Raw genomic sequence first — 23,355 nt, 5'->3', positions numbered from 1 at the left:
GTGTTACCGCCGCACCGAACGCTGCAGCCGGGTGACATGCTGCGGTGAGAGCTCTGCCAGCTCGCGGACTCCCAGCAGGCGCATGGTGCGCCGGATCTGCTCGGCGAGGATCTCGATGACGCGGTCCACCCCGGCCTGGCCGCCGGCCATCAGCCCGTACAGGTAGGCCCGGCCGATCAACGTGCATCGGGCGCCCAGCGCGATCGCCGCGACGATGTCGGCGCCGGACATGATCCCGGTGTCCAGCAGGATCTCGGTGTCGTCCCCGACTTCGCGCGCCACCTCGGGCAGCAGTGCGAACGGCACCGGCGCGCGGTCGAGCTGACGGCCGCCGTGATTGGACAACACGATGCCGTCCACACCGAGATCGACGACGGCGCGGGCGTCGGCGAGGGTCTGAATGCCCTTGACGACGAACCGGCCCGGCCACTGAGACCGGACCCAGGTCAGGTCGTCGAAGGTCATGCTCGGGTCGAACATGGTGTCCATGTATTCCGCCACGGTGCCCGACCAGCGGTCCAGCGACGCGAAGGCCAGCGGCTCGGTGGTGAGCAGGTCGAACCACCAGGCCGGGTGGACGGCGGCGTCGGCCACCGTGCGCAGCGTCAGGGCCGGCGGGATGGTCAGGCCGTTGCGGGTGTCGCGACGCCGCGCGCCGGGAACCGGACAGTCCACGGTCACCAGCAGGGTGTCGTAGCCGGCCTCGGCGGCGCGGCCCAACAGTGCCATCGACCGGTCGCGGTCGCGCCAGATGTAGAGCTGGAACCAGCGGCGCACATCGGGAGCGGCCGCCGCGACCTCCTCGATCGAGGCGGTGCCCAGCGTCGACAGCGAGAACGGGATGCCGGCGGCCTCGGCGGCCCGGGCGCCGGCCATCTCTCCCGCGGTGTGCATCAGCCGGGTGAACCCGGTGGGCGCGATGGCGAACGGCAAGGCCACCGATGCCCCGAGCACCTCGCGGCTGGTGTCGACATCGGTGACATCACGCAGGATCGCCGGATGAAACTCGATGTCGCGGAAGGCCTGGCGGGCCCGGTCGAGGGACACCTCCTCCTCGGCCGCACCGTCGGTGTAGTCGAAGGCGGCCTTGGGGGTGCGCCGTTTGGCGAGGCGGCGCAGATCCTCGACGGTCACCGCGGCATCAAGACGCTGCGCGGTGCGGTTCAGCCGGGGCCGACGGAATCGGATCAGCGGCGCCAGGTCGTGGACTCTGGGGAATCGTCGTCGCGTCACCGGCATCTGACTCCTTCACTGTCCCATCGAACTGTGCCACGGTTGGTGTCATGGCTGATCATTCCGAGTCGTTCGGGCTGCAGCGTTTCGTCGACGCGCAAGCACACGTCTACGACACCGTGGTCGCCGAGTTGCGTGACGGGCGCAAGCGTAGCCACTGGATGTGGTTCATCTTTCCGCAGCTCGCCGGCCTCGGCAGCAGCGCGATGGCCCAGCGCTACGGCATCGCCTCCGTGGCAGAGGCACGCGCCTACCTGTCCCACGAACTGCTCGGTCCGCGGCTGCATGAGTGCGCGCAGTTGATCAACGCGGTGCACGGCAGAGCCGTCCAGGAGATTCTGGGCCGGCCCGACGACATCAAACTGCGTTCGTCGATGACGTTGTTCGCCCGGGCCTGCGCCGACGGCGGCCACCAGGATCCTCAGTGCTGCAGCGATTTTCGCGCGGTACTGGACCGCTACTACGGCGGACAGGAAGATCCGGTGACCCGGGACCGGCTGGCGCGGCCAGCCGAGTTCGACTGAGCCGCGCCAGCACCGGTCCTTAGGCGGACGCTTCCGGCAGCGCCTGCCCGGCGAAGATCGCCTGGGCCACCCCGGCCACGATCGACGCGACCTTGAGGGCCTCCAGCAGCGCCTCACGGCCGACGCCCGCCTCGCGGACGACCTGCTCGTGGGAGGCGACGCAGGCCTGGCAGCCGTTGATCGCCGAGACCGCGAAGCTCCACAGCTCGAAGTTGGCCTTGTCGACCCCCGGGTTGCCGATGATGTTCATCCGCAACCCGGGCCGCAGGTCGTCGTAGGCGCCGTCCAAGAAGTGCCGACCCCGGTAGAACACGTTGTTCATACCCATGATCGACGCCGCACCCAGGGCGGCCTGGTAGGCCTCCGCCGAGAGGTTGTCGGCTGCTTCGGCGCTGATCTCGGTGAGCACCGTGGCGTTACGTGTCGCCGCGGCGCTGGCCAACAGGCTGCCCCAGAGCTGCTCCTCGTTGAGAGCCGTGGTGCGAGCGATCGAACCCAGGTTGAGCTTGAGGTCCTTGGCGAATTCCGGGACCGCGTTCTTGAGATTCTCGATGCTCATATGGCGCTACTCCTTCTCGTCGCCGGCGCTCTACACCGTTCGGTCCGGGTCAGACCGATTCTTTGAGCAGCTCGCCGGCGTTGATCGTCGGGTCGCCCTTCTTCCAGTTGCAGGCGCACAGCTCGTCGGACTGCAGGGCGTCGAGCACGCGCAGCACCTCGTCGACGTTGCGGCCCACCGATCCCGCCGTCACCGACACGAACTGGATCTCGTTGTTGGGGTCGACGATGAAGGTGGCGCGGTCGGCGACACCGTCGGCGTTGAGCACACCGGTCGCCTCGACCAACTCGCGCTTGAGGTCGGACAGCATCGGGAACGGCAGCGTCTTGAGGTCCTCGTGCTGCGCGCGCCACTGGAAGTGCACGAACTCGTTGTCGATCGAGGCGCCGAGCACCTGGGCGTCGCGGTCGGCGAACTCGTCGTTCAGCTTGCCGAAGGCAGCGATCTCGGTGGGGCACACGAAGGTGAAGTCCTTGGGCCAGAAGAACACCACCCGCCACTTGCCGGGGTGGTCGTCGCTGGTGACGGTGGTGAAGTAGTCCTCCGGCTGCTTGGCATCGACCTTGGACAGGTCGCCGGGGATAACCGCCTTGAGCCGGTAGGACGGGAACTGGTCGCCGATTGTCAGCAGTGCCATGACACTCCTCGTTGTGAGTCGTTGTGTGAGAATTCCGGGCGCTCGCTTCAGCTCAACGCCCGCACACTCCATGTTGCCCTATCTCAATTAAAAATGAAAGGTGATACTTCGCACTATACTTATCGGCATGACCGATTCAAGCTATCAGCCGACGCTGGCGGGACTGCGGGCGTTCGCCGCCGTCGCCGAGAAGCACCACTTCAGCCTCGCGGCGGCCGGCCTGGGACTGAGCCAGTCGACGCTGTCGCAGGCCTTGTCGTCGCTGGAGTCCGGTTTGGGCATCCAGCTGATCGAGCGGTCCACCCGGCGGGTGTTCCTGACCGCGGAGGGACAGCAGTTGCTGGCCCACGCCCACGCCGTGCTCGATGCGGCGGCGCAGTTCTCGGCCGCGGCTGCCGGGGTCGCCGACCCGCTGCAGGGCACCCTGCGGCTCGGCCTGATCCCGACCGTGGCGCCCTACGTGCTGCCCGCGGTGCTGGCCGGACTGGCCGAACGCTTGCCGGACCTGAACCTGCGGGTCATCGAGGACCAGACCGAACGGTTGCTCACCGCGCTGCGTGAGGGAGCAGTGGATGCAGCACTGCTCGCGCTGCCCGCGGACGCCGCCGGAATGACTGAAATACCCATCTATGACGAGGATTTCGTGTTGGCGCTCCCGCCGGGGCATGCGCTGGCCGGTAAGCGGCGGGTGCCACCGACCGCCCTGGCGGACCTGCCGCTGCTGCTGCTCGACGAAGGCCACTGCCTGCGGGACCAGGCGCTGGACATCTGCCGCAATGCCGGAGTGCGGGCGCAGTTGGCCAACACCCGGGCGGCGTCGCTGGCAACGGCGGTGCAGTGCGTCACCGGCGGCCTGGGAGTGACCTTGATTCCGCAGACGGCGGTGGCGGTGGAGGCCGAGCGCAGCGGGCTGGCGCTGGCCTACTTCGCCGCACCCCGCCCGGGCAGGCGGATCGGGTTGGTGTTTCGCGCCTCCAGCGGGCGTGAGAAGCCTTACCGGCGTCTGGCCGGTGTCATCGGTGACGTGATCGGCGCCGGACACCAGGTCGACCTGGTCCGTTAGGGGCCGCTGCCGGTCGGCGAGCCGATCGGGCCCGGTCTAGGCTGCACGGGTGATCCTGCAGATCGAAGACGACAACCGGGTCCGGACCTGTACGTTGAACCGTCCCGACGCGCTCAACGCGTTCAACGAGGCGCTCTACGACGCCACCGCCGAGGCGCTGCTGGCCGCCGCCGACGACCCGGAGGTCGCCGTCGTGCTCTTGACCGGCGCTGGGCGCTCCTTCAGCGCCGGCACCGACCTCAACGAGATGCAGGCCCGGATCAGCGACCCGCAGTTCACCGCAGGCAAGTACGGCTTCACCGGACTGGTCGAGGCCCTGGCCGGCTTTCCCAAGCCGCTGATCTGCGCGGTCAACGGCGTCGGCCTGGGCATCGGCGCCACCATCCTCGGATACGCCGACCTGGTCTTCATGTCCGCGACGGCCCGGCTGAAATGCCCGTTCACCAGCCTGGGGGTGGCTCCGGAAGCCGGGTCCTCCTTTCTGCTTCCCCAATTGATCGGACGGCAGAACGCGGCCTGGCTGCTGATGTCCTCGGAATGGGTCGACGCCGACGAAGCGCTGCGAATGGGTCTGGTCTGGAAGGTGTGCGAACCGCAGGTCCTGCTCGACGAGGCGCGTCGTCACGCCGAAGTGCTTGCCTCCCGGCCAATCTCAAGCCTGAAGGCGGTCAAGGCCGCCATGGTCGCGCCGGTGCGCGAGGAGGTCGCGGCCGCCACCGCGCGGGAGAACGCGTTGTTCGCCGAACTGATGGGTGCGCAGGCCAACGCCGAGGCACTGGCGGAGTTCACCGGGCGGCGGGGCGGGCGCTGATCAGTGGGATCCGACCGGGGTGATGTCCAGGGAGAGGTGGCGCAGCGAGCCGTTGGACGGACCGGGCGGCGCAGCGGCCAAGGTGGCTTCGATGATGCCGCGGACGGTGCACCGGCAGCGGCCGCAGTCGCCGCCCGCACCGCACATCGCGGCGACCTCTTTCGACGTCGATGCGCCGGCGGCGACAGCATCGGACACCATCTGATTGGTGGCTCCGACACACAGGCACACATACATCGCTCTACCCCTACCGACCGTCGCCCGCAGGCGTCATGAGATCGATTGCAGCAGCGAACTTTCCGACGAACGGTCCGGGGTAGCCACCGGCTCCCACTTCGGTCATCCACTCCGCAGCGGTGTCGGGGTGGTCGATCCAGCGCTGCGCGCTCGCCGCGTTGTCGATCTCCAACAGCGTCATCACCTCATTTCCGTCGTCGACGGCCCGATATACCCACACTTTGCGCACGCCCGCGTCGGCGAACCGATCCAGCCCGCGATGCACTTTTGCCATCAGGTCCGTGGGATCGGCGACGGTGGACACCACCCCGACGATCACCTCCGAACCCCGTGAACCGGGCCGATCGGGGTCGGGCTGGGCCAGGTCGATCTTCTCGGTGACCTCGCCGGCGAAGATCGCCGGCAGATCGTTGACCCCGGAGCGGTCGAACCACTCGAAGACGGCGGGGGAGCGCAGCAATTCCTTGACCGACAGTCGGTGACGCAAACCGATCGTCACCAGAACCCGCTGCGGCTCGGACACCGCGGTGTAGAGCACCGCATGGCGGGCTCCGAGCCCGAGAAGCGGGGTGTGGTCGTCGCGGATCAGCGACCAGGTCCGGTCGATGTCGTCGACGCGGTAGTCCAGCGCCAGCACCAGCGAATGCGGATTGTTGCGCTGCGACGTGCAACTGCCCGAAACGCCGGCAGGGCGGCTAGGCGAAGCAAGTCTCATGTTAGTAGAGTCTAACCTAAGTTCCGCGCACCGCGCAGGCCCGCATGGCGATCAGAACTCGCCGGGGACCGATGCCGATGCGTGGATTCGACGCGCCGAGACACGGGTAAACACCGCACTGCGACCGGTGACCTGCACTAGATTGAATTCGGCGCGTTACAGCGATGATCAAGCCCCAATCGGCGCGGGGGGCGTTCGCGGTTCTTCACACCAGAGGGAGTGATCATGCAAGGCGACCCAGAGGTTCTCAAACTGCTCAACGAGCAGCTCACCAGTGAACTCACCGCGATCAACCAGTACTTCCTCCACGCCAAGATGCAGGCCGACTGGGGCCTGACCGAGGTGGCCTCCCACACTCGCGATGAGTCCATCGAAGAGATGCGTCACGCCGAGACCATCACCGACCGCATCCTGCTGCTCAACGGCCTGCCGAACTATCAGCGGATCGGATCGTTGCGCATCGGCCAGACCTTGCGCGAACAGTTCGAGAGCGATCTGGCCCTCGAAATGGAGGTGCTCAACCGGCTGCGGCCGGGCATCGTCATGTGCCGCGACAAACAGGACAGCACCACCGCCAAGATCTTGGAGACCATCCTCGTCGACGAGGAATCCCACATCGATTACCTGCAGACCCAATTGGAGTTGATGGACAAGCTGGGCGAGGCGCTGTACCTGGCCCAGTGCGTCTCCCGCCCACCGACGACGTGATCTCCCGCCTCGACGCGGGTACCCGTTAGCCTTCACCGCCGACGGGAAAGGCGAGTATGACCGAATCGACGCTGGTCGCCGAGGACGCGCGACCTGCGCCGGTCAGCCCGCAGCGCCGCAACCTGATCTTTGTGGCGATCGTGTTCGGGCTGCTGATGGCCGCACTCGACCAGACCATAGTCGCCACGGCGCTGCCGACCATCGTCTCGGATCTCGGCAATGCCGGTCACCAGTCGTGGGTGGTCACCAGCTACCTGCTGACCTCGACGATCGCCACGATCCTGGCGGGCAAGCTCGGCGACCTGTTCGGCCGCAAACTGGTGTTCCAGGCCGCGGTGGTGTGCTTCGTCGCCGGGTCGGTGCTGTGCGGGCTGTCCGCATCGATGGGGATGCTGGTCGGCGCGCGAGCGTTACAGGGCATCGGCGGCGGCGCGGTCACCGTCACCGCCGCGGCGCTCATCGGTGAAGTCATTCCGCTGCGTGACCGCGGTCGCTATCAGGGCATGCTGGGCGCGGTCTTCGGTGTCACCACCGTGATCGGTCCACTGCTGGGCGGCTACGTCACCGACTACCTGACCTGGCGCTGGGCGTTCTGGATCAACGTGCCGATCTCGGTGGTCGTATTGCTCGTGGCCGGCGCGGCGATCCCGGCGCTGGCCGGCCGGACCAGGCCCGTCATCGACTACGCCGGGATCGTGCTGATCGGATTGGGGGCCACCGGGTTGACGCTGGCCACCAGCTGGGGCGGCAACCGCTACGCCTGGGGGTCGTCGGCGATCATCGGGTTGTTCGCCGGGTCGGTGGTGGCACTGGTGCTGTTCGCCTGGGTGGAGAAGCGGGCCGCGGCTCCGATCCTGCCGACCCGGCTCTTCGCCGACCCGGTGTTCGCGGTGTGCTGTGTGCTGGCGTTCGTGGTCGGCTTCGCCATGCTGGGCGCACTGACCTTCCTGCCGACCTTCATGCAGTATGTCGACGGCGTCTCGGCCACCACCTCGGGTCTTCGCACGCTGCCGATGGTGGTGGGCATGTTGCTGACCTCCACCGGCAGCGGCACCCTGGTCGGCCGCACGGGCCGCTACAAGATCTTTCCGGTCGTCGGCACCGCGCTGATGACGGTCGCGTTCGGGCTGATGTCGCAGATGGACGCGGCCACCCCGGCGCTGCTGCAGTCGCTGTACCTGATCATCCTGGGTGCGGGCATCGGGCTGTCGATGCAGGTCCTGGTCCTCGTCGTGCAGAACACGTCAAGCTTCGCCGACCTCGGGGTGGCCACGTCCGGGGTCACGTTCTTCCGGACCATCGGCAGCTCGTTCGGTGCGGCCGTATTCGGCTCACTGTTCGTCAACTTTCTGGACCGTCGCCTGGCTTCCGCCCTCAACACCGCCGGGCTGGCCGCCGACGCGGCCGCCTCGCCCGAGGCGGTACACCGTTTGTCACCGCAGCAGGCGGCACCGATCGTGCAGGCCTACGCCGAGTCGTTGGGCCAGGTGTTCTTGTGGGCTGCACCGGTCGCACTGCTCGGGTTTGTGCTGGCGCTGTTTCTGCCCGAGGTCCCGCTCAAAGAACTGCATGACAACGCGGTCGACCTCGGTGACGGATTCGGCATGCCCAGCACCGCATCGTCGGACGAACTGCTGGAGACCGCGATCGGACGGCTGCTGCGCAACCAACCCGGCGTGCGGCTGCGCAGCATCGCGATGCGCCCGGACTGCGAACTCGATGTCGCCGCGCTGTGGACGGTGCTGCGCATCTACCGCTACACCCAGGTGTTCCGCACCGCGCGGCTCAGCGATATCGGCAGGCGACTACGGGTCCCCTACGAAATCCTCGAACCCACCGTCGACCGCCTGGTCGCCCAGGGCTACGTGCTGCGCGACGGTGACCACCTGGGACTCACCCGGGCCGGACTGCGCCAGGTGACCTTCGTGACCTCGCTGGTGCAGGACTGGGTGAGCGACAAACTGGCCCGCTCGCCCGGGTTCGAGGGTCGCCCGGACCGCGCCGAGGTTGAGGCCGCGCTGCAGCGGATCGCCCACCGGGCCCTGGTCGACCCCGACGATGCGGGGGAGTCGGCGGAGTTCGCCGACAGCCGCGGCTGACGGCGACCACCCGCTTCGTCCGGCCCCGCCGCGCGGGCGATCGCCGCTAGTATCCCTGGGTATGAGCCGAATCGGGACGTTCCCCGCAGACGACGTGATGGGCTGGATGGCCAAATCTCCCGAGCTGGCCGCCGGGATCGGTGGGTTCAGCACCGCGGTCTACACCCGGGGGCGGCTGCCGATGCGCGTCCGGGAGCTGGCCCGGATGGTGATCGCCTTCGACAACGAGTGCGCGGTCTGTGTCAACACCCGCGACGCCGACGGCCCGGCGGCCGGGGTCAGCGAGGAACTCTACGACCACGCGGCGGAATGGCGCACCTGGCCCGGCTACAGCGACCAGGAGCGGCTCGCGGCGGAGTTCGCCCACCGGTTCGCCACCGACCACACCGGCCTGCGCGACGACGAGGACTTCTGGTCGCGCTGCTCCGAGCACTTCGATGACGAGCTGCTCGCCGACCTGGCGCTGTCGTGTGCGCTCTGGCTGGGCATGGGCCGACTGCTGCGCACCTTGGATATCGGGCAGGCCTGCAGCTTCACCCTGCCCAGTCGCGCTTGACGCGAACCGGACGGTCACGCCGGGCGGGATGGGCGTTGGCCGGTGTCGCCGCGGTGGGGGCTGCCGGTGTCGCGGCGCGCAGATTGAGCCGGACCAGAAGAATGCGTCCGGGCAGCGCCTCGCCGCTGCACCCGGAATGGGCCCCGCCGCCGGCACAGTACGGGGTCGGGGTGCGGCGCAACATCGCCGTGGAGATGAGCGACGGCGTGGTGCTGCGCGCCGACGTGCATTACCCCACCGAGCCCGAGACCGGGCTGCCGGCCGCGGGACCCTTCCCGGTGCTGTTGTCGCTGACCCCCTACGGCAAGCTGGCCCCACCCCCGGCCGCACAGATCGGCGGCGGTCCCACGCCGCGCCTGATCCGGCGGGGCTACATCGAGGCGATGGTCGATGTCCGTGGTACCGGAGCATCCGGCGGATCCTTCGAAATGTTCGGCCCGGACCAGGCCCGAGACGGGGCCGAGCTGGTCACCTGGGCCTCGACGCTGCCGAACTCCAACGGCCGGGTCGGCATGTTCGGTATCTCCTACCTGGCGATCAACCAGCTGTTCACCGCGGCCGCCGTCGGCCCGGACTCGCCGCTGAAGGCGATCTTCCCGGTGATGGCCGCCAACGACTTCTACCGTGATGTCGCCGCGATGGGTGGGGCGCCACACCTGGTGGCCGTGCGCGGCTACGGTGCGGTGTACTCGATGCTCAACGTCATCAACCCGGCGTTGGAGTTCGTCACTCCCGGCGGACACCCGCGGCCCCGATCCGGTGGACTCGCCGCGGTGCGCCAACGCGGCAGAGACCAACGCAAATTCTTCTGGCCGCTCATCGGTGAGGTGCGCGCCGGCGGTGATGCCGCCTACGACGGCCCGCTGTGGGACCGCATGCGCGCCGACCCGCTGCTGCCGGCGATCGCCGCGAACAAGGTCGCCGTCTTTCTGGTCGGCGGCTGGCACGACGCCTTCCAGCGTGGCGCGCCGCTGAACTACGCCGCCCTGCAGAACGCCGCCATCGGCCGGCCGGCGAGCGCCCCGATGCAACCGGGGCAGCCGCAGGTGGACCGGATCAGGCTGATGATGGGTCCGTGGTACCACGTGTCGGACTTCGACGGCCTGAAGATGCAGGACCTGCAACTGCGCTGGTTCGACTACTGGCTGAAAGACGATGCGGCCGCAGAGATCACCGGGCCGCCGTTCAGTTTTCAGCCGATCGGTGACCGCCGCTGGTACCACACCCCCGAGTACCCCATCCCGGCGGCGACTCCCGCCCGGTTCTACCTGTCGCAGGGTGGCCGGCTGGACGCCGATGCCCCGCCCGGGCAGAGCCTGGCCATCCTGCGGTACCGCCCGCGCGGACCGATGTCGGGGCGCAGCCTGGAACAGTGGTCGTTGGGTCTCAGCAGTTTCGTCACCACGTCCGCCGGTGGCCGCACCCGGCACGACCAGGACAACCGCCGGGTGCAACGGGGCGCGCTGACCTACACGACCGACGCCTTCGAGGCTCCGGTCCTGCTTGCCGGACCGATCGCACTGCGCATCCACGCCACGGCCGACACCACCGAGACGCTGTGGGTCGCCCACCTCGACGATGTCGCCCCCGAGGGGGTGTGCCGGCCCCTGACGCAGGGGGCGCTGTTGGGCTCACACCGTGCCCTCGACCCCGACCGCACCTGGTATCTGCCCGATGGCACGGTGCTGCGCCCGCACCACATCAGCACCCGCTCTGCGGTGCGCCCCGTCGAACCGGGGGAGCCGACCGGCTACGACATCGAGATCTTTCCGACCGCCGCACTGATCGCCCCCGGGCACCGGCTGCGCCTCACCCTGACCACCTACGACTTCCCGCACCTGGTGCCCACCGCGCCCGCGCGGCAGGCGCTGGCCGGCGGTACCTACCAGCTGCATCAGGGCGGGCGGACCCCGTCGTTTCTGCTGTTGCCGCTGGCCGACCCGGACGCGCTGGACTGAGTGACTACGCCTGTTCGGCGACGTCGCGGATGCGTTCCAGGGTGCGCCGCATGTCGCGAATGTTGTTGCGCTGCCGCAGGAAACCACCGAAGATCCAGTAGTAGACGCTGGTCAGGACGGAGTCGGCCAGCTTGAACGACTCGGTGACGTCGGTGCCATCCGCGGTGGGGGTGAGCTCGTAGCGCCACCGGTTCAGCGGACGATCACCGGCGAGCACCGCGAACCCGAACACCCGGTTCGGCTCGCACTCGGTGACCCGGCACGTGGTCCAGTACACCGGCCCGATCCCGTTGCGCCGGACGTGCCCGCGAAAGCGTGCGCCCTCCGCGGGGCCGTCGGCGCCGTCGAGCCATTCGGCCTCGAAGGTCTCCGGGGAGAACCGCCCGATGTTGCGGACATCAGCCACCAGATCCCAGATCCGCTCGGGTGGGGCTGCCATGTGAACTGTCGCGGAACCCTGCATGTTCGCCAATCCAAGCACGTCTTCGGTGGTGGGGCTACCGCGATTCCCCGGCCACCCCCGACAAAGCACTGAGCCCCACCCGGATCGGATGGGGCTCAGTGATGACGCTGTCTGGCTGGCGGGTCAGCCCTCGCCGCCGCCGGCGCTGGCGCCCAGGTGGCTCTGCAGGTCGGGCTTCATCGCCTGCAACTGAGCACCCCAGTACTCCCAGCTGTGGGTCCCGTAGTCGGGGAAGTTGAACACGGCGTTGCTGCCACCGGCTGCGTTGTAGAGCTCCTGGAACTTCTTGTTCTGGCCGATCATGAAGTTGCCCTCAAGGAATGTGGCCGGGATGTTGTCGCCGCCCAGCTCGTTGGGGCGCCCGTTGCCGCAGTACACCCAGAGCCGGGTGTTGTTGGCGACCAGCTTGTCGACGTTGAGCGTCGGGTCATTGCGCACCCAGGCCGGGTCGTCGTCGGGACCCCACATGTCTTCCTTCTTGTAGCCACCGGCGTCACCCATGGCCAGGCCGATCCAGCTCTTGCCGTCCGACGGGTTGACGTAGCCGGACAGCGAACCGGCGTAGGTGAACTGGTTGGGGTGGTAGATCGCCAGGTTCATCGCCGACGCGCCCGCCATCGACAGGCCGACCGCCGCGTTGCGGCTCTGGCTCACGCCGTACTCCGAGGCCAGGTAGGACGGCAGCTCACTGGTCAGGAAGGTCTCCCACTTGTAGGTGGAGCAGCCCGCCTTGCCGCAAGCCGGCTTGTACCAGTCGCTGTAGAAGCTGGACTGGCCACCGACCGGCATGATCACCGAGAGCCCGGACTGGTAGTACCACTCGAACGCCGGGGTGTTGATGTCCCAGCCGTTGTAGTCGTCCTGGGCCCGCATGCCGTCGAGCAGGTACAGGCCCGGCGAGCCCTGACCACCGCTCTGGAACTGGACCTTGATGTCGCGGCCCATGGAGGCCGAGGGCACCTGCAGGTACTCGACCGGCAGACCCGGCCGGGAGAACGCCGATGCGGTCGCCTCGCCACCCGTCAGGCCGATCAGGCCGGGCAGCGCTGCTGCGGCCACCGCGCCGACCATCAGTCGGCGCACCCAGCGCATTCCCTTGGTCACGTCTGTCATTCCTGCCCCTTGTCGTCTGATGCGGAACGCTCTCGAAATATTCTCAAAGTAGCTAATCTGCCGATCGCGACGCAAAGCACGCCACCTCCGCGCCGGGCCCTCAACATGCAACAACGGCCGCCATCCGCAACTCCGCGGCCGTCTCGGGGATCCGACTAGCGACATAGCATACCTGATTTAGGTGCTGGACCCGGTTAGGCACAACGGTCGCACGCGCGTAGGCTCGCCTCCGGTAAGCCGACAAGACCACACTGTCCTGGGCTGTCCCCGGTCCGTTCCGGTGCCCGCCGGGCCCCACCCCGGGTGAGGCGCAGGCTCTCCCGCCGACGCGGTGACATCGCAGATCAGGACGATTGGGGCGCGCGATTTTGGACACGGTACTGGGGCTGGCGATGACGCCGACGACGGTCGGCTGGGTCATGGCCGAGGGACGGGCCGATGGCTGCCCGACGGTTTCCGGTGACGAGTTCGGTATCACCCGCGGTGACGCCGGGTTGGATGCGGTGAGCATGGCGGCGTCGGCCTCGGCAGTGGCCGCCCGGGCTCGCGCGGCACTGACCTCCCGTGGCGACCGGCTGCACGGCGTGGGCGTGACCTGGAGCGATGAGGCGGCCGTCGGGGCGGCGCTGCTGCTGGAATCGCTGGCCGACGCCGGGTTCGACAACGTGGTGCCGGTGCGGTTCAGTCAGGCCGCCGCCTCGCTGACCAGTGGTATCGGACGGAGTGGTGAACGGCCCGCGGTCTGTGTCATCGAGCCCGGCTTGGCGACGCTGGTGCTCTACGACGGCGGCGGCGGCGATGAGGATCCGATCGTCACCGCATGCCCGATCGGTGGCACCGATGACGTGATCGGCTGGCTGGCCGATGCCTTCGGCGCGCGCCGCCGCAGGCCCGAGGTGCTGATGATGGCCGGCTCGATGCGCGGCATGGACCGGCTCGGGCGCCGCCTGGAGTCCAAGCTTTCGGTACCGGTCTTCGTTCAGGCCGGAGCCCAGCAGGCGTTGGCGCGTGGTGCGGCGCTGGCCCTGGCACCGCACGCCGACCTGGCCGGGGCCCCGGACGGGCCGCTGATCGGGGGCGCAGCGCGCCGCTCGATGCCGCTGGCGTACGCGGGGGCCCTGACGATGCTGGCCGGGGGAGCGGTGACCTTTGTGGCCTCCCTGTCGGCCGCGCTGAGCCTGCAGCTGGGCCCGGGCCGGGATGTCCCGGATGTGCGGGCGCCCGAACATATGACGGTGGCTCGTGTCGCGGTGCCCGCTGCCCCGCCCGCCGCACCCGCACCGCCGCCGGCCGCCCCGGGCCCTCCGGCCGAACTGCCGGAGGAGCCGGTGGAGTTCGGTTCGCTGTGGGACGGGCCGGCCGTGGCCCCGGAGCCGCCGGCACCCCCGCCGAGCGGCCGGTCATTATTGGACCGGTTCCGCGAGCGTCTTCCACGACTGCCCGGCCGCTGAGTCAGGCTCCGCGGATCTCGTCGTCCGAGACGGTCGCCGTGAAAGACACTCTCACCTCGTCGGCGACCTGCATGGCGCCCATCAGCATCGAATAGCGCCGTACGCCGAAGTCGCTGTGGCGCACCACGGTGTCGGCGTCCAGCCGCCAGGAACCGCCCGGCTGCCCGAGCTCAGTCACCCGCACCTCGACGACGTGCGGCTTGGTCCGGCCGCGGATCTGCAGGGTCCCGGCCAGCCGATAGCCGTGGTCGGTGGCTTCGATGTCGGCGGCCTCGAAGCGGATCTGGCCATGCCGGCCGGCGTCGAGGCAGTTGCGCGCATTGGTGCGGATCAGTGACTTCTCCGGGGCGGTCAGCGGGGTCAGTCCGCCGTCGCCGCGCAGCACCTGCAGCGAATCCACCTCGACCGTCAGCGCCACGGCGGCGGGTCGCGTGCCGGACCACGACACCACCGCCTGCCAGCGCTCCATGGCGATCGTGAGCCGATGACCCATCTTCGCCGCTCGCCCGGACACGTCGGTGCCGAGCCGGAGCTGTCCGTGCGATGCGTCGCACCGCCCCCGCGTCCCGGCCATCTGCGGCACTCTAGCGGCGTGGCCGGCGGGCGGCCGCGCCGGCGACGGCATTCGGCGGATTCGCGGTGAGGCGCCGCGGCCACCCGTTAGGCTTCCCGCGGGGCCTCCTGCTGGCCAGGATCGAGAAGACTAAGGGCGAAGAATGATTCGTGAACTAGCTGCAGCTGCTTTCCTCGCCGGTGCCGTGGGGGCGGCCGCCGTGAGCGTGGCACCGGTCGCCGCTGCCTATCCCGGTGACGTACCGGGCATGGCCGAAGGCGCCCGGCAGGGTGATGCCTGCTTCAGTTGGGAGCGCTTCATCTACGGTCACGGCCCCAACGGTCAGGCGCTGGCATGCCATTTCATCGCCAACCAGTGGCCGCCCAAGGACACCGGTTTCTGGCAGATCTCCTACCCCCTCTACGGGGTGCAGGACATCGGGTCACCGTGCCCGAACCCGCAGTCGGCCGCACAGTCGCCGGACGGTCTGCCGCTGTTGTGCCTGGGCGCGCAAGGCTGGCAGCCGGGCATCTACACCGGCGGCATCGGACCGTACTTCCCGCCCGGGATCGCCCAGGTCGGCTAACCGCCGCGTGAGGTGAGCCCGCCCCGCAGCGTCGACGGACAGCATTCGTCCAGGCGGTTGCATTAGCTTCGGGCGGGGTAGCTACACGCAGGAGGTGCAGGGCTTGGGCGGACGCGATGAGGCAACGTCGGAACTGTTGGTGATCTTCGGGATAACCGGAGACCTGGCCCGCAAGATGACGTTCCGCGCGCTGTACCGCCTGGAACGCCGCAAGCTGCTGGGCGGTGCCATCCTGGGCGTGGCCGGCGACGACATCACGGCCGAGGAGCTGATCAAGCGGGCCGGCGAGGCGATCCGGGACACCGGCGAGCCGTTCGACGAGGCGGTGTTCGGCCGGCTGGCCAAGCGGCTGTCCTACCTGCACGGCGACGTCACCGAGGCCGCACTCTACAAACAGCTCGCCGAGCGGGTCGGGACCGATCGGCGGTGCCTGTACTACCTGGAGATGCCGCCCTCGCTGTTCGCTCCGATCGTGGAGAACCTCGGCCGGGCCGGGCTGCTGACGCACTCCCGGGTGGCGGTGGAGAAGCCGTTCGGCCACGACCTGGCCTCCGCGCGCGATCTCAACACCCGGCTGCGTGCGGTGCTACGGGAGGACCAGATCCTGCGGGTGGATCACTTTTTGGGCAAGCAACCCGTCGCCGACCTCGAGTGCCTGCGATTCGCCAACACCACGCTCGCCGAGCTGTGGGACCGGCGCAGCATCGCCGAGATCCACATCACCATGGCCGAGGACTTCGGCGTCGAGGACCGCGGTAGCTTCTACGACGCCGTCGGCGCGTTGCGCGACGTGGTGCAGAACCATCTGCTGCAGGTACTGGCGCTGGTCGCGATGGAGCCCCCGGTCGGGCCCGGTGACGACGACCTCAACGACAAGAAGGCCGAGGTGTTCAAGGCGATCCCGGCAGCCGACCCCGCACACTACGTGCGGGGCCAGTACCGCGGGTACACCGATGTCGCCGGGGTGGCCGACGGGTCACAGACCGAGACCTTCGTCGCGCTGCGCCTCGAGATCGACAACTGGCGCTGGGCGGGGGTGCCGATCTTTCTGCGGGCCGGCAAGGCACTGCCCGAACGCGTCACCGAGGTGCGGCTGTTCACCCGGCGAGTGCCGGCGCTGGCGTTCATGCCGCACCGCGAACGGGCGCAACGCAATCAGATCGTGTTGCGCATCGATCCCGATCCGGGTCTGCGGTTGCAGCTGGTGGCCCAGGACGACCAGGACACCCGAACCTGGCGCGATGTGCATTTGGACTCCTCCTTCGCCGAGGACCTGGGGGACCCGATCCGGCCCTATGAGCGGCTGCTGTACGCCGCGATGACCGGCGACAGGCGGCTGTTCGCGCGGGAGGACAGCATCGAGGAGACCTGGCGAATCGTGGCGCCGCTGCTCGAACACCCGGGGCCGATCCACGCCTACCAGCGCGGCTCGTGGGGACCCGAGGCTGCGAGCGAGCTGGTCCGCGGCCATCGAAGCTGGCAGGAGCCCTGGCTGCCGCCGGGCGGCCGGTCACACTGAGGGAGGAAAAGACATGCGACTGGGGATGATCGGCCTGGGCCGGATGGGCGCCAATCTCGTTCGGCGGCTGGTCGCCGACGGCCACGAATGCGTGGTGTATGACCACAACCCCGACGCGGTAGCAGCATTGGCGGCCGAGGCCAACACCACCGGGGTGTCCTCGCTGGCCGAGCTGGCGGCGAAATTACCCGCTCCGCGCGTGGTGTGGGTGATGGTGCCGGCCGGTTCAATCACCACCGGGGTCATCGAAGAGCTCGCCGGCACACTGTCGGCCGGCGACATCGTGATCGACGGCGGCAACTCCTACTACCGCGATGACATCAAACATGCAAAACTATTGGCAGACAAAGGTATTCGCCTATTAGACTGCGGAACCAGCGGCGGCGTGTGGGGCCGCGAGCGCGGCTACTGCCTGATGATCGGCGGCGAACGTGACGCATTCGACCACGCCGAGCCGATTTTCGCCACCATCGCACCGGGGGTCGATGCCGCCCCGCGCACCCCGGGACGCGACGGTGAGATCTCCCAGTCCGAAAACGGCTATCTGCACTGCGGCCCGTCGGGGGCGGGCCACTTCGTGAAGATGGTCCACAACGGCATCGAATACGGGATGATGGCCTCGATTGCCGAGGGGCTGAACATCCTGCACCACGCCAACATCGGCAAGACCGATCAGCAGGGCGACGCCGAGACCGCACCGCTGAACCACCCCGAGTTCTATCAGTACGACATCGACATCCCGGAAGTGACCGAGGTCTGGCGGCGGGGCAGTGTGATCGGCTCCTGGCTGCTGGATCTGACCGCCAGCGCACTGCAGAAATCCCCGGCGCTGGAGGAATTCGCCGGGCGGGTCTCCGATTCCGGGGAGGGCCGCTGGACGGTGATCGCCGCGATCGACGAAGGGGTGCCCGCACCGGTGCTCACCACGGCGCTGTATGCCCGCTTCGCCTCGCGTCAGCTGTTCGAGTTCGGCGCGAAGGTGCTCTCGGCGATGCGCAAGCAGTTCGGCGGGCACGACGAGAAGTCTGCGTGAGCTGACCGCACTCGCCGGCGCATCGGCACACCGCAGCCCGATGCGCTGATTCTGGCCGCTCACCGTCCTGGCGTGCCAGTATTGGGAATGCCGCAGCGACGGCGAGTGACTCAGACCAGCGCTGTTCCGGTCGTGGCAGCTGCCGGCCGGAAGACCGGGCCGGTGGTCTCGCTGATCATGCTGCTGCTCGTCGCCGGCGCGGCGACGCGCGGAGATCTGCCCGGCGGCGAGCACGTGGCGCGGCGGCCGGCCGCACCGGGCCCGCTGGAACCGATCATCCTGGCCGCACTGCTCGCGGTGTGCGTCGGCGCCGTCGCGGTCGCGGTCGTGCAGCGGGCGCGCCACCGGCGCGCTGTCCCCGGCAGCATGGGAACACTTTCTGCGACAGCGGGTGCCCATCGGGGGAGGCCGGCATGGCGGGTACTGCTGATCGGTTTGGCCGCCGTGGCGGTTTGGCTTTTGGCGGTCGTGGTGCTGGCAAGATGGGGCCGGGCCCACCGATTCGCGATTCCGGCCGGATTCTTCGGCCAGCGCGGTGAGGTGCCCGCATCGCCGAACGCCCCGGAAACGCCGGCTCCGGCGCCGTTGCATCCGCTGCCGGACGGTGCCCGAGGCGAGGTGTTCGGTTACCTGCTGGTGGCGGCCGCAGTCTTGCTGGTGTTGGTCGCCGCGGCGGTCGTCCTGGCGCGGGCCCGCCGAGCCGGGTCGCCGGAAGCCGGGGTACCGGCGGCAGCGGTGCGCGCTCCCAGTCCGGGCGAAACCCTGGCGCGGGCAGCAGAACTCGGCCTGAGCAGGATCGTCGACCCAAGTCGCGGGCCGCGGGAGGCGATCATCGCCTGCTACGCGGTCATGGAACGCCATCTCGCCGATGTTCCCGATGCCGCGCCGCGGGAGTTCGACACCCCCACCGAAGTGCTGGCCCGCGCCGTCGAGCACCATGCGCTGCCGGCGGAAAACGCGTCCCGGCTGGTGGAGCTGTTCACCGAGGCCCGGTTCAGCCCGCACCTGATGACCGAGCGACACCGTTCCGACGCGGTCGCGGTACTGCGGCTGGTCCTCGACGAGTTGCGGGGTGGAATATGAAAATTCTTGCGCTGCAAGGTTTTCTGCTGGTGTTTGCGGTGCAGCTGGCGGTGTTGTTCGCCCACCGTCCTGAGCTCCTGTTGTGGGCCGCGAGTTTCGCTGTCGCCGTGCCCCTGGTCGGCATCCGGCGGCTGCTGACCACGGGCGGCGCCGGATCGTCTGCGGGGCCGCCAGTCACCGATGAGGCGGGCGAGTCGTTGCGGCGATGGCTGTCGGGCACTGAGGCCAGAATCCGCTGGGCGGAATCGACCAGAGCGGACTGGGACCGGCGCTGGCGGCCGATCCTGGCGCGTCGGTTCGAGGTCTCCAGTGGTCAGCGGCGGGGGAAGAACCCCGCGGCATTCGACGCCACCGGGGTGATGCTCTTCGGTGACGAGCTGTGGCCCTGGGTGGACCCCGGCAACGTCGCGCCCGCCGGAGACCGTGGGCCCGGCCCGGGACGGGCTGTGCTGGAGGAGATCCTCTACCGACTGGAGCAGCGATGAGCGCGGGGCTGTCGGGTGCGGCGGCGACCACCGCCGAGCGGTGCACCGCGGTGCTCGACGAGATCGAGCGGGCCGTGGTGGGCAAACGGGCCGCCCTCACGCTCATCCTGACCACAGTGCTCGCCGGTGGTCACGTGCTCATCGAAGACCTTCCGGGCCTGGGCAAGACGTTGATTGCGCGGTCGTTCGCCGCCGCGCTCGGCCTGGACTTCACCCGGGTGCAGTTCACCCCGGATCTGCTCCCGGCAGATCTGCTCGGCACGACCATCTACGACATGGCCTCGGGCCGATTCGAGTTCCGGCGCGGGCCGATCTTCACCAATCTGGTGCTGGCCGACGAGATCAATCGGACCCCGCCCAAGACGCAGGCTGCGTTGCTGGAGGCGATGGCCGAAGGCCAGGTCAGCATTGACGGCCAAACCCATCGGCTGCCTTCGCCTTTCATCGTGCTGGCCACCGACAACCCGATCGAGTACGAGGGCACCTACCCGCTGCCGGAGGCGCAGCTGGACCGGTTCGCGATCCGGCTGCGCCTGGGCTACCTCTCGGAACCCGGCGAAGCGGCCATGCTGCGCCGGCGACTCGATCGAGGCGCGGCGCTGCCCACGGTGCGCCAGGTGATCGACGCCGGCGACGTGATCGCGATGCGGGAATCGGTGGAACAGGTCAGCGTTCACGACGACGTGCTGCGCTACGTGGTGTCGCTGGCGAACGGAACCCGGCACCATCCGCAGGTGGCCGTGGGCGCCAGTCCACGATCAGAACTCGACCTCATCCAGCTCGCCCGGGCCCGTGCGCTGCTGCTCGGCCGCGACTACGTGATCCCGGAGGATGTCAAAGCGCTGGCCACTTCGGCTATCGCGCACCGGATCACGCTGCGGCCCGAGATGTGGGTGCGACGTATCCAGGGTGCGGACGTGGTGGACGAGCTGCTGCGTCGTCTGCCGGTGCCTCGGACCCAGGCCGCGCCCGCACCGGCGCCGGACGCGACGCCGCCATGACGCACGACCGGCCCTTCCGAGAGGTCTTCGACGTCGACATCGAGTTGCTCTGGCGGGCCTCACCATTGGCGCGCGCGCTGGCGTCCGGCGCAGCGCTGGCCCTGGTGGTTGCGGTGGGCGGGTCACGCTGGCAGGTGATCGCCTTCGCCGCGCCGCTGCTCGGCGTGCTGTGCTCACTGGGCTGGCAGCCCCCCGTGCCGAAGGTCCGGGTGCACGCGGACCCCGCGGCGCAACGTTGCTTCGAATGCGAGCCGGTCGAGTTGACGATCCGGGCCGAAGCATTGGCGGGCGAGGCGACAGTGATGGACCTGCAGGTGTCGGCGCATCCGGCGATCGAACTCGACAGCGCGGCCGAGGCCGTCACACCGGGGCGCCGGACGTCGGTGACGGCCAACGCCCGACGCTGGGGCCGCTACCCGATCGGGGCCACCGTCACGGCGGTGGGGCGGGGCGGGCTGCTGGTCGGGACCGCCACCGTCGAAGTCGCCGAGGTCGCGGTGTTCCCGCCGGCGCCCCCGCAGCCCACGCCGATCCCGCACAGCGAACTGCTCGACCGCGTGGGGACCCACCTGACCCGGCATCCGGGTCGCGGCGTGGAATACGCCGACATCCGGCCCTATGTACCCGGTGACGCGATGCGCTCGGTGAACTGGCGGGTCAGCGCGCGGCGGGGGAGCCTGCACGTGACCGAGCGGCTGACCGACCGGGCCGCCGACGTGGTGGTGCTCATCGACGCCTACCCGCAACCGCGCGGACCCGCGACGGCCGCGACCGAACGGTCGGTGCTGGGCGCGGCGCAAGTGGTGCAGACCGCATTGCGCAACGGGGACCGGGCCGGGATCGTCACGCTCGGTGGTCGGCACCCGCGCTGGGTCGGCGCGGATATCGGGCAGCGCCAGTTCTTTCGCATCGTCGATGCGGTTCTGGGCGCCGGCGACGGTTTCGAGACCACCACCGGAACACTCGCACCGCGGGCGGCGGTGCCGCCGGGTGCCCTGATCATCGCGTTCTCGACCCTGCTGGACACCGAGTTCGCGCTCGCACTGACCGATCTGCGCAAGCGCGGGCACGTGGTGTTGGCGGTGGACGTGCTGGCAGGCCCCCCGTTCGAGGAGGACCCCGATCCGCTGGTGGCGCGGATCTGGACGCTGCAGCGCACCGCCATGTACCGGGACATGGCCAGCGTCGGTGTCGACGTCGCATCGTGGTCGCAGCAGCAGGCGCTGGAGCAGGCGATGCTGCTGGTGACCCAGCGTCATCGTCCAACGGCGGTGCGGTGATGAAGCATTCAGCCCACCCCGCCCGGAGTCTGCCGTTGGCGCTGTCCGCTGCGTGCGGGCTGGCGATGGCCGCGGCCGCCGGCTCCGGAGCGTCCGGTATTGCCGCGGGCGGGGCGCTGCTCGCGGCCGGCGCGGTGCTCGCCGGCCTCTGGTGGCGACCCGCGGCGACGGCTGCAGTGCTGCTCGCCGTCGCCGTGATCGGGTTCGCCGACGCGCCGACGGTTTCGGCGGCGGTGGCCGGGCTGGCCGCGGTCGGCCACCTGCTGTTGCGGCACGCCGCCGACGGCGCCACCACGGTGACCGGGCCGGCGCTGCTGGGCGCGGCCGGATTCAGCGTGGTCGGTGTGGTGGCGGCGAGCTTCCCACTGCAGCTGCCGTGGTTACCGCTGGCGGCAGCGCCGGCCGCCCTGGGCTGCTATGTGCTGGCGCTGCGGCCGTACCTGGCGTAGCGCCAACGCAGCGTCAGACCGAGGCCGCGGCGTTGATCTCGTCCAGTCGGCCGGTGGCCTCTAGGTACTCCTGCACCCAGCGCTGCATGACCGTCGCGGTCTTCTCCACCTTGGTGAACTGGCCGACGACCTGACCCACCGGGTTGAACGCCACGTCGACGCTCTCGTTGGGGTACTTGTTCGTGGCCCGCACCGCCATGCCCGAGACCATGTATTGCAGCGGCATGCCCAGCGGCTTGGGGTTCTCGGGCGCCTCCCACGCCTCGGTCCAGTCGTTGCGCAACATCCGGGCCGGCTTTCCGGTGAACGAGCGGCTGCGAACGGTGTCGCGGCTGGTCGCTTTGATGTAGGCCTCGTGCTGGGCCTCGGTGTTGGAGGATTCCTCGACCATCAGCCACTGCGAACCGGTCCACGCGCCCTGGGTGCCCAGCGCCAGGGCCGCGGCGATCTGCTGACCGCTGCCGATACCACCGGCGGCCAGCACCGGAACCGGTGCCACCGCCTTGACGACCTCGGGCCACAACACGATCGAGCCGACCTCGCCGCAGTGGCCGCCGGCCTCGCCGCCCTGAGCGATGATGATGTCCACCCCCGCTGCGGCGTGCTTCTTCGCCTGCGAGGCCGAGCCGCACAACGCGGCGACCTTACGGCCGGCCTCGTGGATGTGCTTGATCATGTCGGCCGGGGGAGTCCCCAGCGCGTTGGCGATCATCGTCACCTTGGGGTGCTGCAGGGCCACCTCGACCTGCGGGGTGGCGGTCGCCTCGGTCCAGCCGAGCAGTTGCAGGCTGTCCTCGTCGGCGCCTTCCACCGGAACGCCGTGGTCGGCCAGCAGCTTCTTACCGAAGTCGAGGTGCTCCTGGGGCACCAGCTTGCGCAGTGATTCGGCGAGCTCCTCGGCGGACTGCCCGGAGTCCATGCCCTCGTACTTGTTGGGGATGACGATGTCGACGCCGTAGGGGTGGTCCCCGATGTTCTCGTCGATCCAGTTCAGCTCGATCTCCAGCTGCTCGGGAGTGAACCCGACCGCGCCCAGCACCCCGAAACCGCCGGCTTTGCTCACCGCGACGACCACGTCGCGACAGTGGGTGAACGCAAAGATCGGGAACTCGATGCCGAGTTCGTCGCAGAGGGGAGTGTGCATGACCTACTCCTTCAAAGGGCGGCGGGATTGAAGTGGAACGTGTTCTAATTTAGTACCAGACTCGGCTCGGTGAGGCCAGTCGGCCACCACTGGGC

25 protein-coding genes are annotated in these 23,355 nt (G+C 69.2%); 16 read left to right on the top strand and 9 right to left on the bottom strand.

What is annotated here, in order from left to right:
• Positions 1–3: 3 nt before the first annotated feature.
• Positions 4–1,239, bottom strand: coding sequence for an alpha-hydroxy acid oxidase (locus tag BST28_RS11790; RefSeq protein WP_083081156.1), 1,236 nt, complete (start codon positions 1,237–1,239; stop codon positions 4–6).
• A 44-nt stretch (positions 1,240–1,283) separates the two neighbouring features.
• Here BST28_RS11790 and BST28_RS11785 point away from each other — a divergent pair, with 44 nt between their 5' ends.
• Positions 1,284–1,757 (top strand): DUF1810 domain-containing protein, encoded by a 474-nt coding sequence (locus BST28_RS11785; RefSeq protein WP_083081155.1) that lies wholly within the window; start codon positions 1,284–1,286, stop codon positions 1,755–1,757.
• Positions 1,758–1,776: 19 nt separating this feature from the next.
• Here BST28_RS11785 and ahpD read toward each other — a convergent pair whose 3' ends face one another.
• Positions 1,777–2,316: an alkylhydroperoxidase, AhpD family gene (gene ahpD, locus BST28_RS11780; RefSeq protein ID WP_019739049.1), complete on the bottom strand. Its 540-nt coding sequence runs from the start codon at positions 2,314–2,316 to the stop codon at positions 1,777–1,779.
• A 49-nt stretch (positions 2,317–2,365) separates the two neighbouring features.
• Positions 2,366–2,953 carry a peroxiredoxin gene (locus BST28_RS11775; protein ID WP_019739050.1) on the bottom strand — a complete coding sequence of 196 codons (588 nt, stop codon included), beginning with the start codon at positions 2,951–2,953 and terminating at the stop codon, positions 2,366–2,368.
• A gap of 127 nt (positions 2,954–3,080) precedes the next feature.
• Here BST28_RS11775 and BST28_RS11770 point away from each other — a divergent pair, with 127 nt between their 5' ends.
• Both BST28_RS11770 and BST28_RS11765 read left to right on the top strand, forming a co-directional pair.
• On the top strand, positions 3,081–4,016 hold the full coding sequence (locus BST28_RS11770; RefSeq protein WP_083081154.1) for a hydrogen peroxide-inducible genes activator: 936 nt from the start codon (positions 3,081–3,083) through the stop codon (positions 4,014–4,016).
• A gap of 49 nt (positions 4,017–4,065) precedes the next feature.
• Positions 4,066–4,827 (top strand): enoyl-CoA hydratase/isomerase family protein, encoded by a 762-nt coding sequence (locus BST28_RS11765; protein WP_019738962.1) that lies wholly within the window; start codon positions 4,066–4,068, stop codon positions 4,825–4,827.
• Here BST28_RS11765 and BST28_RS11760 read toward each other — a convergent pair whose 3' ends face one another.
• Positions 4,828–5,064: a (2Fe-2S)-binding protein gene (locus tag BST28_RS11760; protein ID WP_019738963.1), complete on the bottom strand. Its 237-nt coding sequence runs from the start codon at positions 5,062–5,064 to the stop codon at positions 4,828–4,830.
• A gap of 10 nt (positions 5,065–5,074) precedes the next feature.
• Positions 5,075–5,779, bottom strand: coding sequence for a hypothetical protein (locus tag BST28_RS11755; protein WP_019738964.1), 705 nt, complete (start codon positions 5,777–5,779; stop codon positions 5,075–5,077).
• Between the two features lie 225 nt (positions 5,780–6,004).
• On the opposite strand from BST28_RS11755, the gene bfr reads away from it, so the two are divergent.
• The 4 genes from bfr (at position 6,005) to BST28_RS11735 (ending at position 11,100) form a co-directional block, all read left to right on the top strand.
• On the top strand, positions 6,005–6,487 hold the full coding sequence (gene bfr, locus BST28_RS11750; protein ID WP_029249606.1) for a bacterioferritin: 483 nt from the start codon (positions 6,005–6,007) through the stop codon (positions 6,485–6,487).
• Positions 6,488–6,543: 56 nt separating this feature from the next.
• Positions 6,544–8,586, top strand: a complete 2,043-nt coding sequence (locus tag BST28_RS11745) for an MDR family MFS transporter (protein ID WP_083081153.1) — start codon at positions 6,544–6,546, stop codon at positions 8,584–8,586.
• Positions 8,587–8,647: 61 nt separating this feature from the next.
• Positions 8,648–9,142 carry a carboxymuconolactone decarboxylase family protein gene (locus BST28_RS11740; protein WP_065287334.1) on the top strand — a complete coding sequence of 165 codons (495 nt, stop codon included), beginning with the start codon at positions 8,648–8,650 and terminating at the stop codon, positions 9,140–9,142.
• Positions 9,143–9,336: 194 nt separating this feature from the next.
• On the top strand, positions 9,337–11,100 hold the full coding sequence (locus BST28_RS11735) for a CocE/NonD family hydrolase (protein WP_083081175.1): 1,764 nt from the start codon (positions 9,337–9,339) through the stop codon (positions 11,098–11,100).
• A 4-nt stretch (positions 11,101–11,104) separates the two neighbouring features.
• Here the strand turns inward: BST28_RS11735 and BST28_RS11730 are convergent, their stop codons facing one another.
• Both BST28_RS11730 and BST28_RS11725 read right to left on the bottom strand, forming a co-directional pair.
• Entirely contained in the window at positions 11,105–11,563 is a 459-nt protein-coding gene (locus tag BST28_RS11730) for an SRPBCC family protein (RefSeq protein ID WP_083081152.1), read from the bottom strand.
• A 123-nt stretch (positions 11,564–11,686) separates the two neighbouring features.
• Positions 11,687–12,676: an esterase family protein gene (locus BST28_RS11725; RefSeq protein ID WP_083081150.1), complete on the bottom strand. Its 990-nt coding sequence runs from the start codon at positions 12,674–12,676 to the stop codon at positions 11,687–11,689.
• Positions 12,677–13,044: 368 nt separating this feature from the next.
• Here BST28_RS11725 and BST28_RS11720 point away from each other — a divergent pair, with 368 nt between their 5' ends.
• Positions 13,045–14,127, top strand: coding sequence for a DUF7159 family protein (locus BST28_RS11720; protein WP_083081148.1), 1,083 nt, complete (start codon positions 13,045–13,047; stop codon positions 14,125–14,127).
• Position 14,128: 1 nt separating this feature from the next.
• Here BST28_RS11720 and BST28_RS11715 read toward each other — a convergent pair whose 3' ends face one another.
• On the bottom strand, positions 14,129–14,701 hold the full coding sequence (locus tag BST28_RS11715; protein ID WP_029248697.1) for a YceI family protein: 573 nt from the start codon (positions 14,699–14,701) through the stop codon (positions 14,129–14,131).
• 142 nt (positions 14,702–14,843) lie between these two features.
• Here BST28_RS11715 and BST28_RS11710 point away from each other — a divergent pair, with 142 nt between their 5' ends.
• The 8 genes from BST28_RS11710 to BST28_RS11675 all read left to right on the top strand — a co-directional run bounded on the left by BST28_RS11710 (position 14,844) and on the right by BST28_RS11675 (position 22,116).
• Positions 14,844–15,266, top strand: coding sequence for a hypothetical protein (locus BST28_RS11710; protein ID WP_019737859.1), 423 nt, complete (start codon positions 14,844–14,846; stop codon positions 15,264–15,266).
• Positions 15,267–15,369: 103 nt separating this feature from the next.
• Positions 15,370–16,785, top strand: a complete 1,416-nt coding sequence (locus BST28_RS11705) for a glucose-6-phosphate dehydrogenase (protein WP_043337254.1) — start codon at positions 15,370–15,372, stop codon at positions 16,783–16,785.
• 13 nt (positions 16,786–16,798) lie between these two features.
• Positions 16,799–17,818, top strand: coding sequence for a phosphogluconate dehydrogenase (NAD(+)-dependent, decarboxylating) (gene gnd, locus BST28_RS11700; protein ID WP_065287337.1), 1,020 nt, complete (start codon positions 16,799–16,801; stop codon positions 17,816–17,818).
• Between the two features lie 87 nt (positions 17,819–17,905).
• Positions 17,906–18,901 carry a DUF4129 domain-containing protein gene (locus tag BST28_RS11695; protein ID WP_065287338.1) on the top strand — a complete coding sequence of 332 codons (996 nt, stop codon included), beginning with the start codon at positions 17,906–17,908 and terminating at the stop codon, positions 18,899–18,901.
• Entirely contained in the window at positions 18,898–19,386 is a 489-nt protein-coding gene (locus BST28_RS11690; RefSeq protein ID WP_083081144.1) for a hypothetical protein, read from the top strand. Before BST28_RS11695 ends, BST28_RS11690 begins: the two co-directional genes overlap by 4 nt.
• The gene (locus BST28_RS11685) at positions 19,383–20,387 is read left to right on the top strand and encodes an AAA family ATPase (protein ID WP_413784767.1); all 1,005 of its coding nucleotides are present in this window, start codon (positions 19,383–19,385) and stop codon (positions 20,385–20,387) included. The genes BST28_RS11690 and BST28_RS11685 overlap by 4 nt, the downstream gene beginning before the upstream one ends.
• The gene (locus BST28_RS11680; RefSeq protein ID WP_083081142.1) at positions 20,384–21,667 is read left to right on the top strand and encodes a DUF58 domain-containing protein; all 1,284 of its coding nucleotides are present in this window, start codon (positions 20,384–20,386) and stop codon (positions 21,665–21,667) included. The genes BST28_RS11685 and BST28_RS11680 overlap by 4 nt, the downstream gene beginning before the upstream one ends.
• Complete coding sequence (locus BST28_RS11675) at positions 21,667–22,116, top strand: hypothetical protein (RefSeq protein WP_065287341.1); 450 nt, start codon at positions 21,667–21,669, stop codon at positions 22,114–22,116. Before BST28_RS11680 ends, BST28_RS11675 begins: the two co-directional genes overlap by 1 nt.
• Before the next feature lie 13 nt (positions 22,117–22,129).
• On the opposite strand, the gene BST28_RS11670 is transcribed toward BST28_RS11675, so the two are convergent.
• On the bottom strand, positions 22,130–23,260 hold the full coding sequence (locus tag BST28_RS11670; protein WP_019735362.1) for a nitronate monooxygenase: 1,131 nt from the start codon (positions 23,258–23,260) through the stop codon (positions 22,130–22,132).
• Positions 23,261–23,355: the final 95 nt, after the last annotated feature.

Source organism: Mycolicibacter kumamotonensis (assembly GCF_002086285.1).
GTDB classification, from domain to species: Bacteria; Actinomycetota; Actinomycetes; order Mycobacteriales; family Mycobacteriaceae; genus Mycobacterium; species Mycobacterium kumamotonense.
This window is presented reverse-complemented; position numbering and strand designations above follow the sequence as displayed.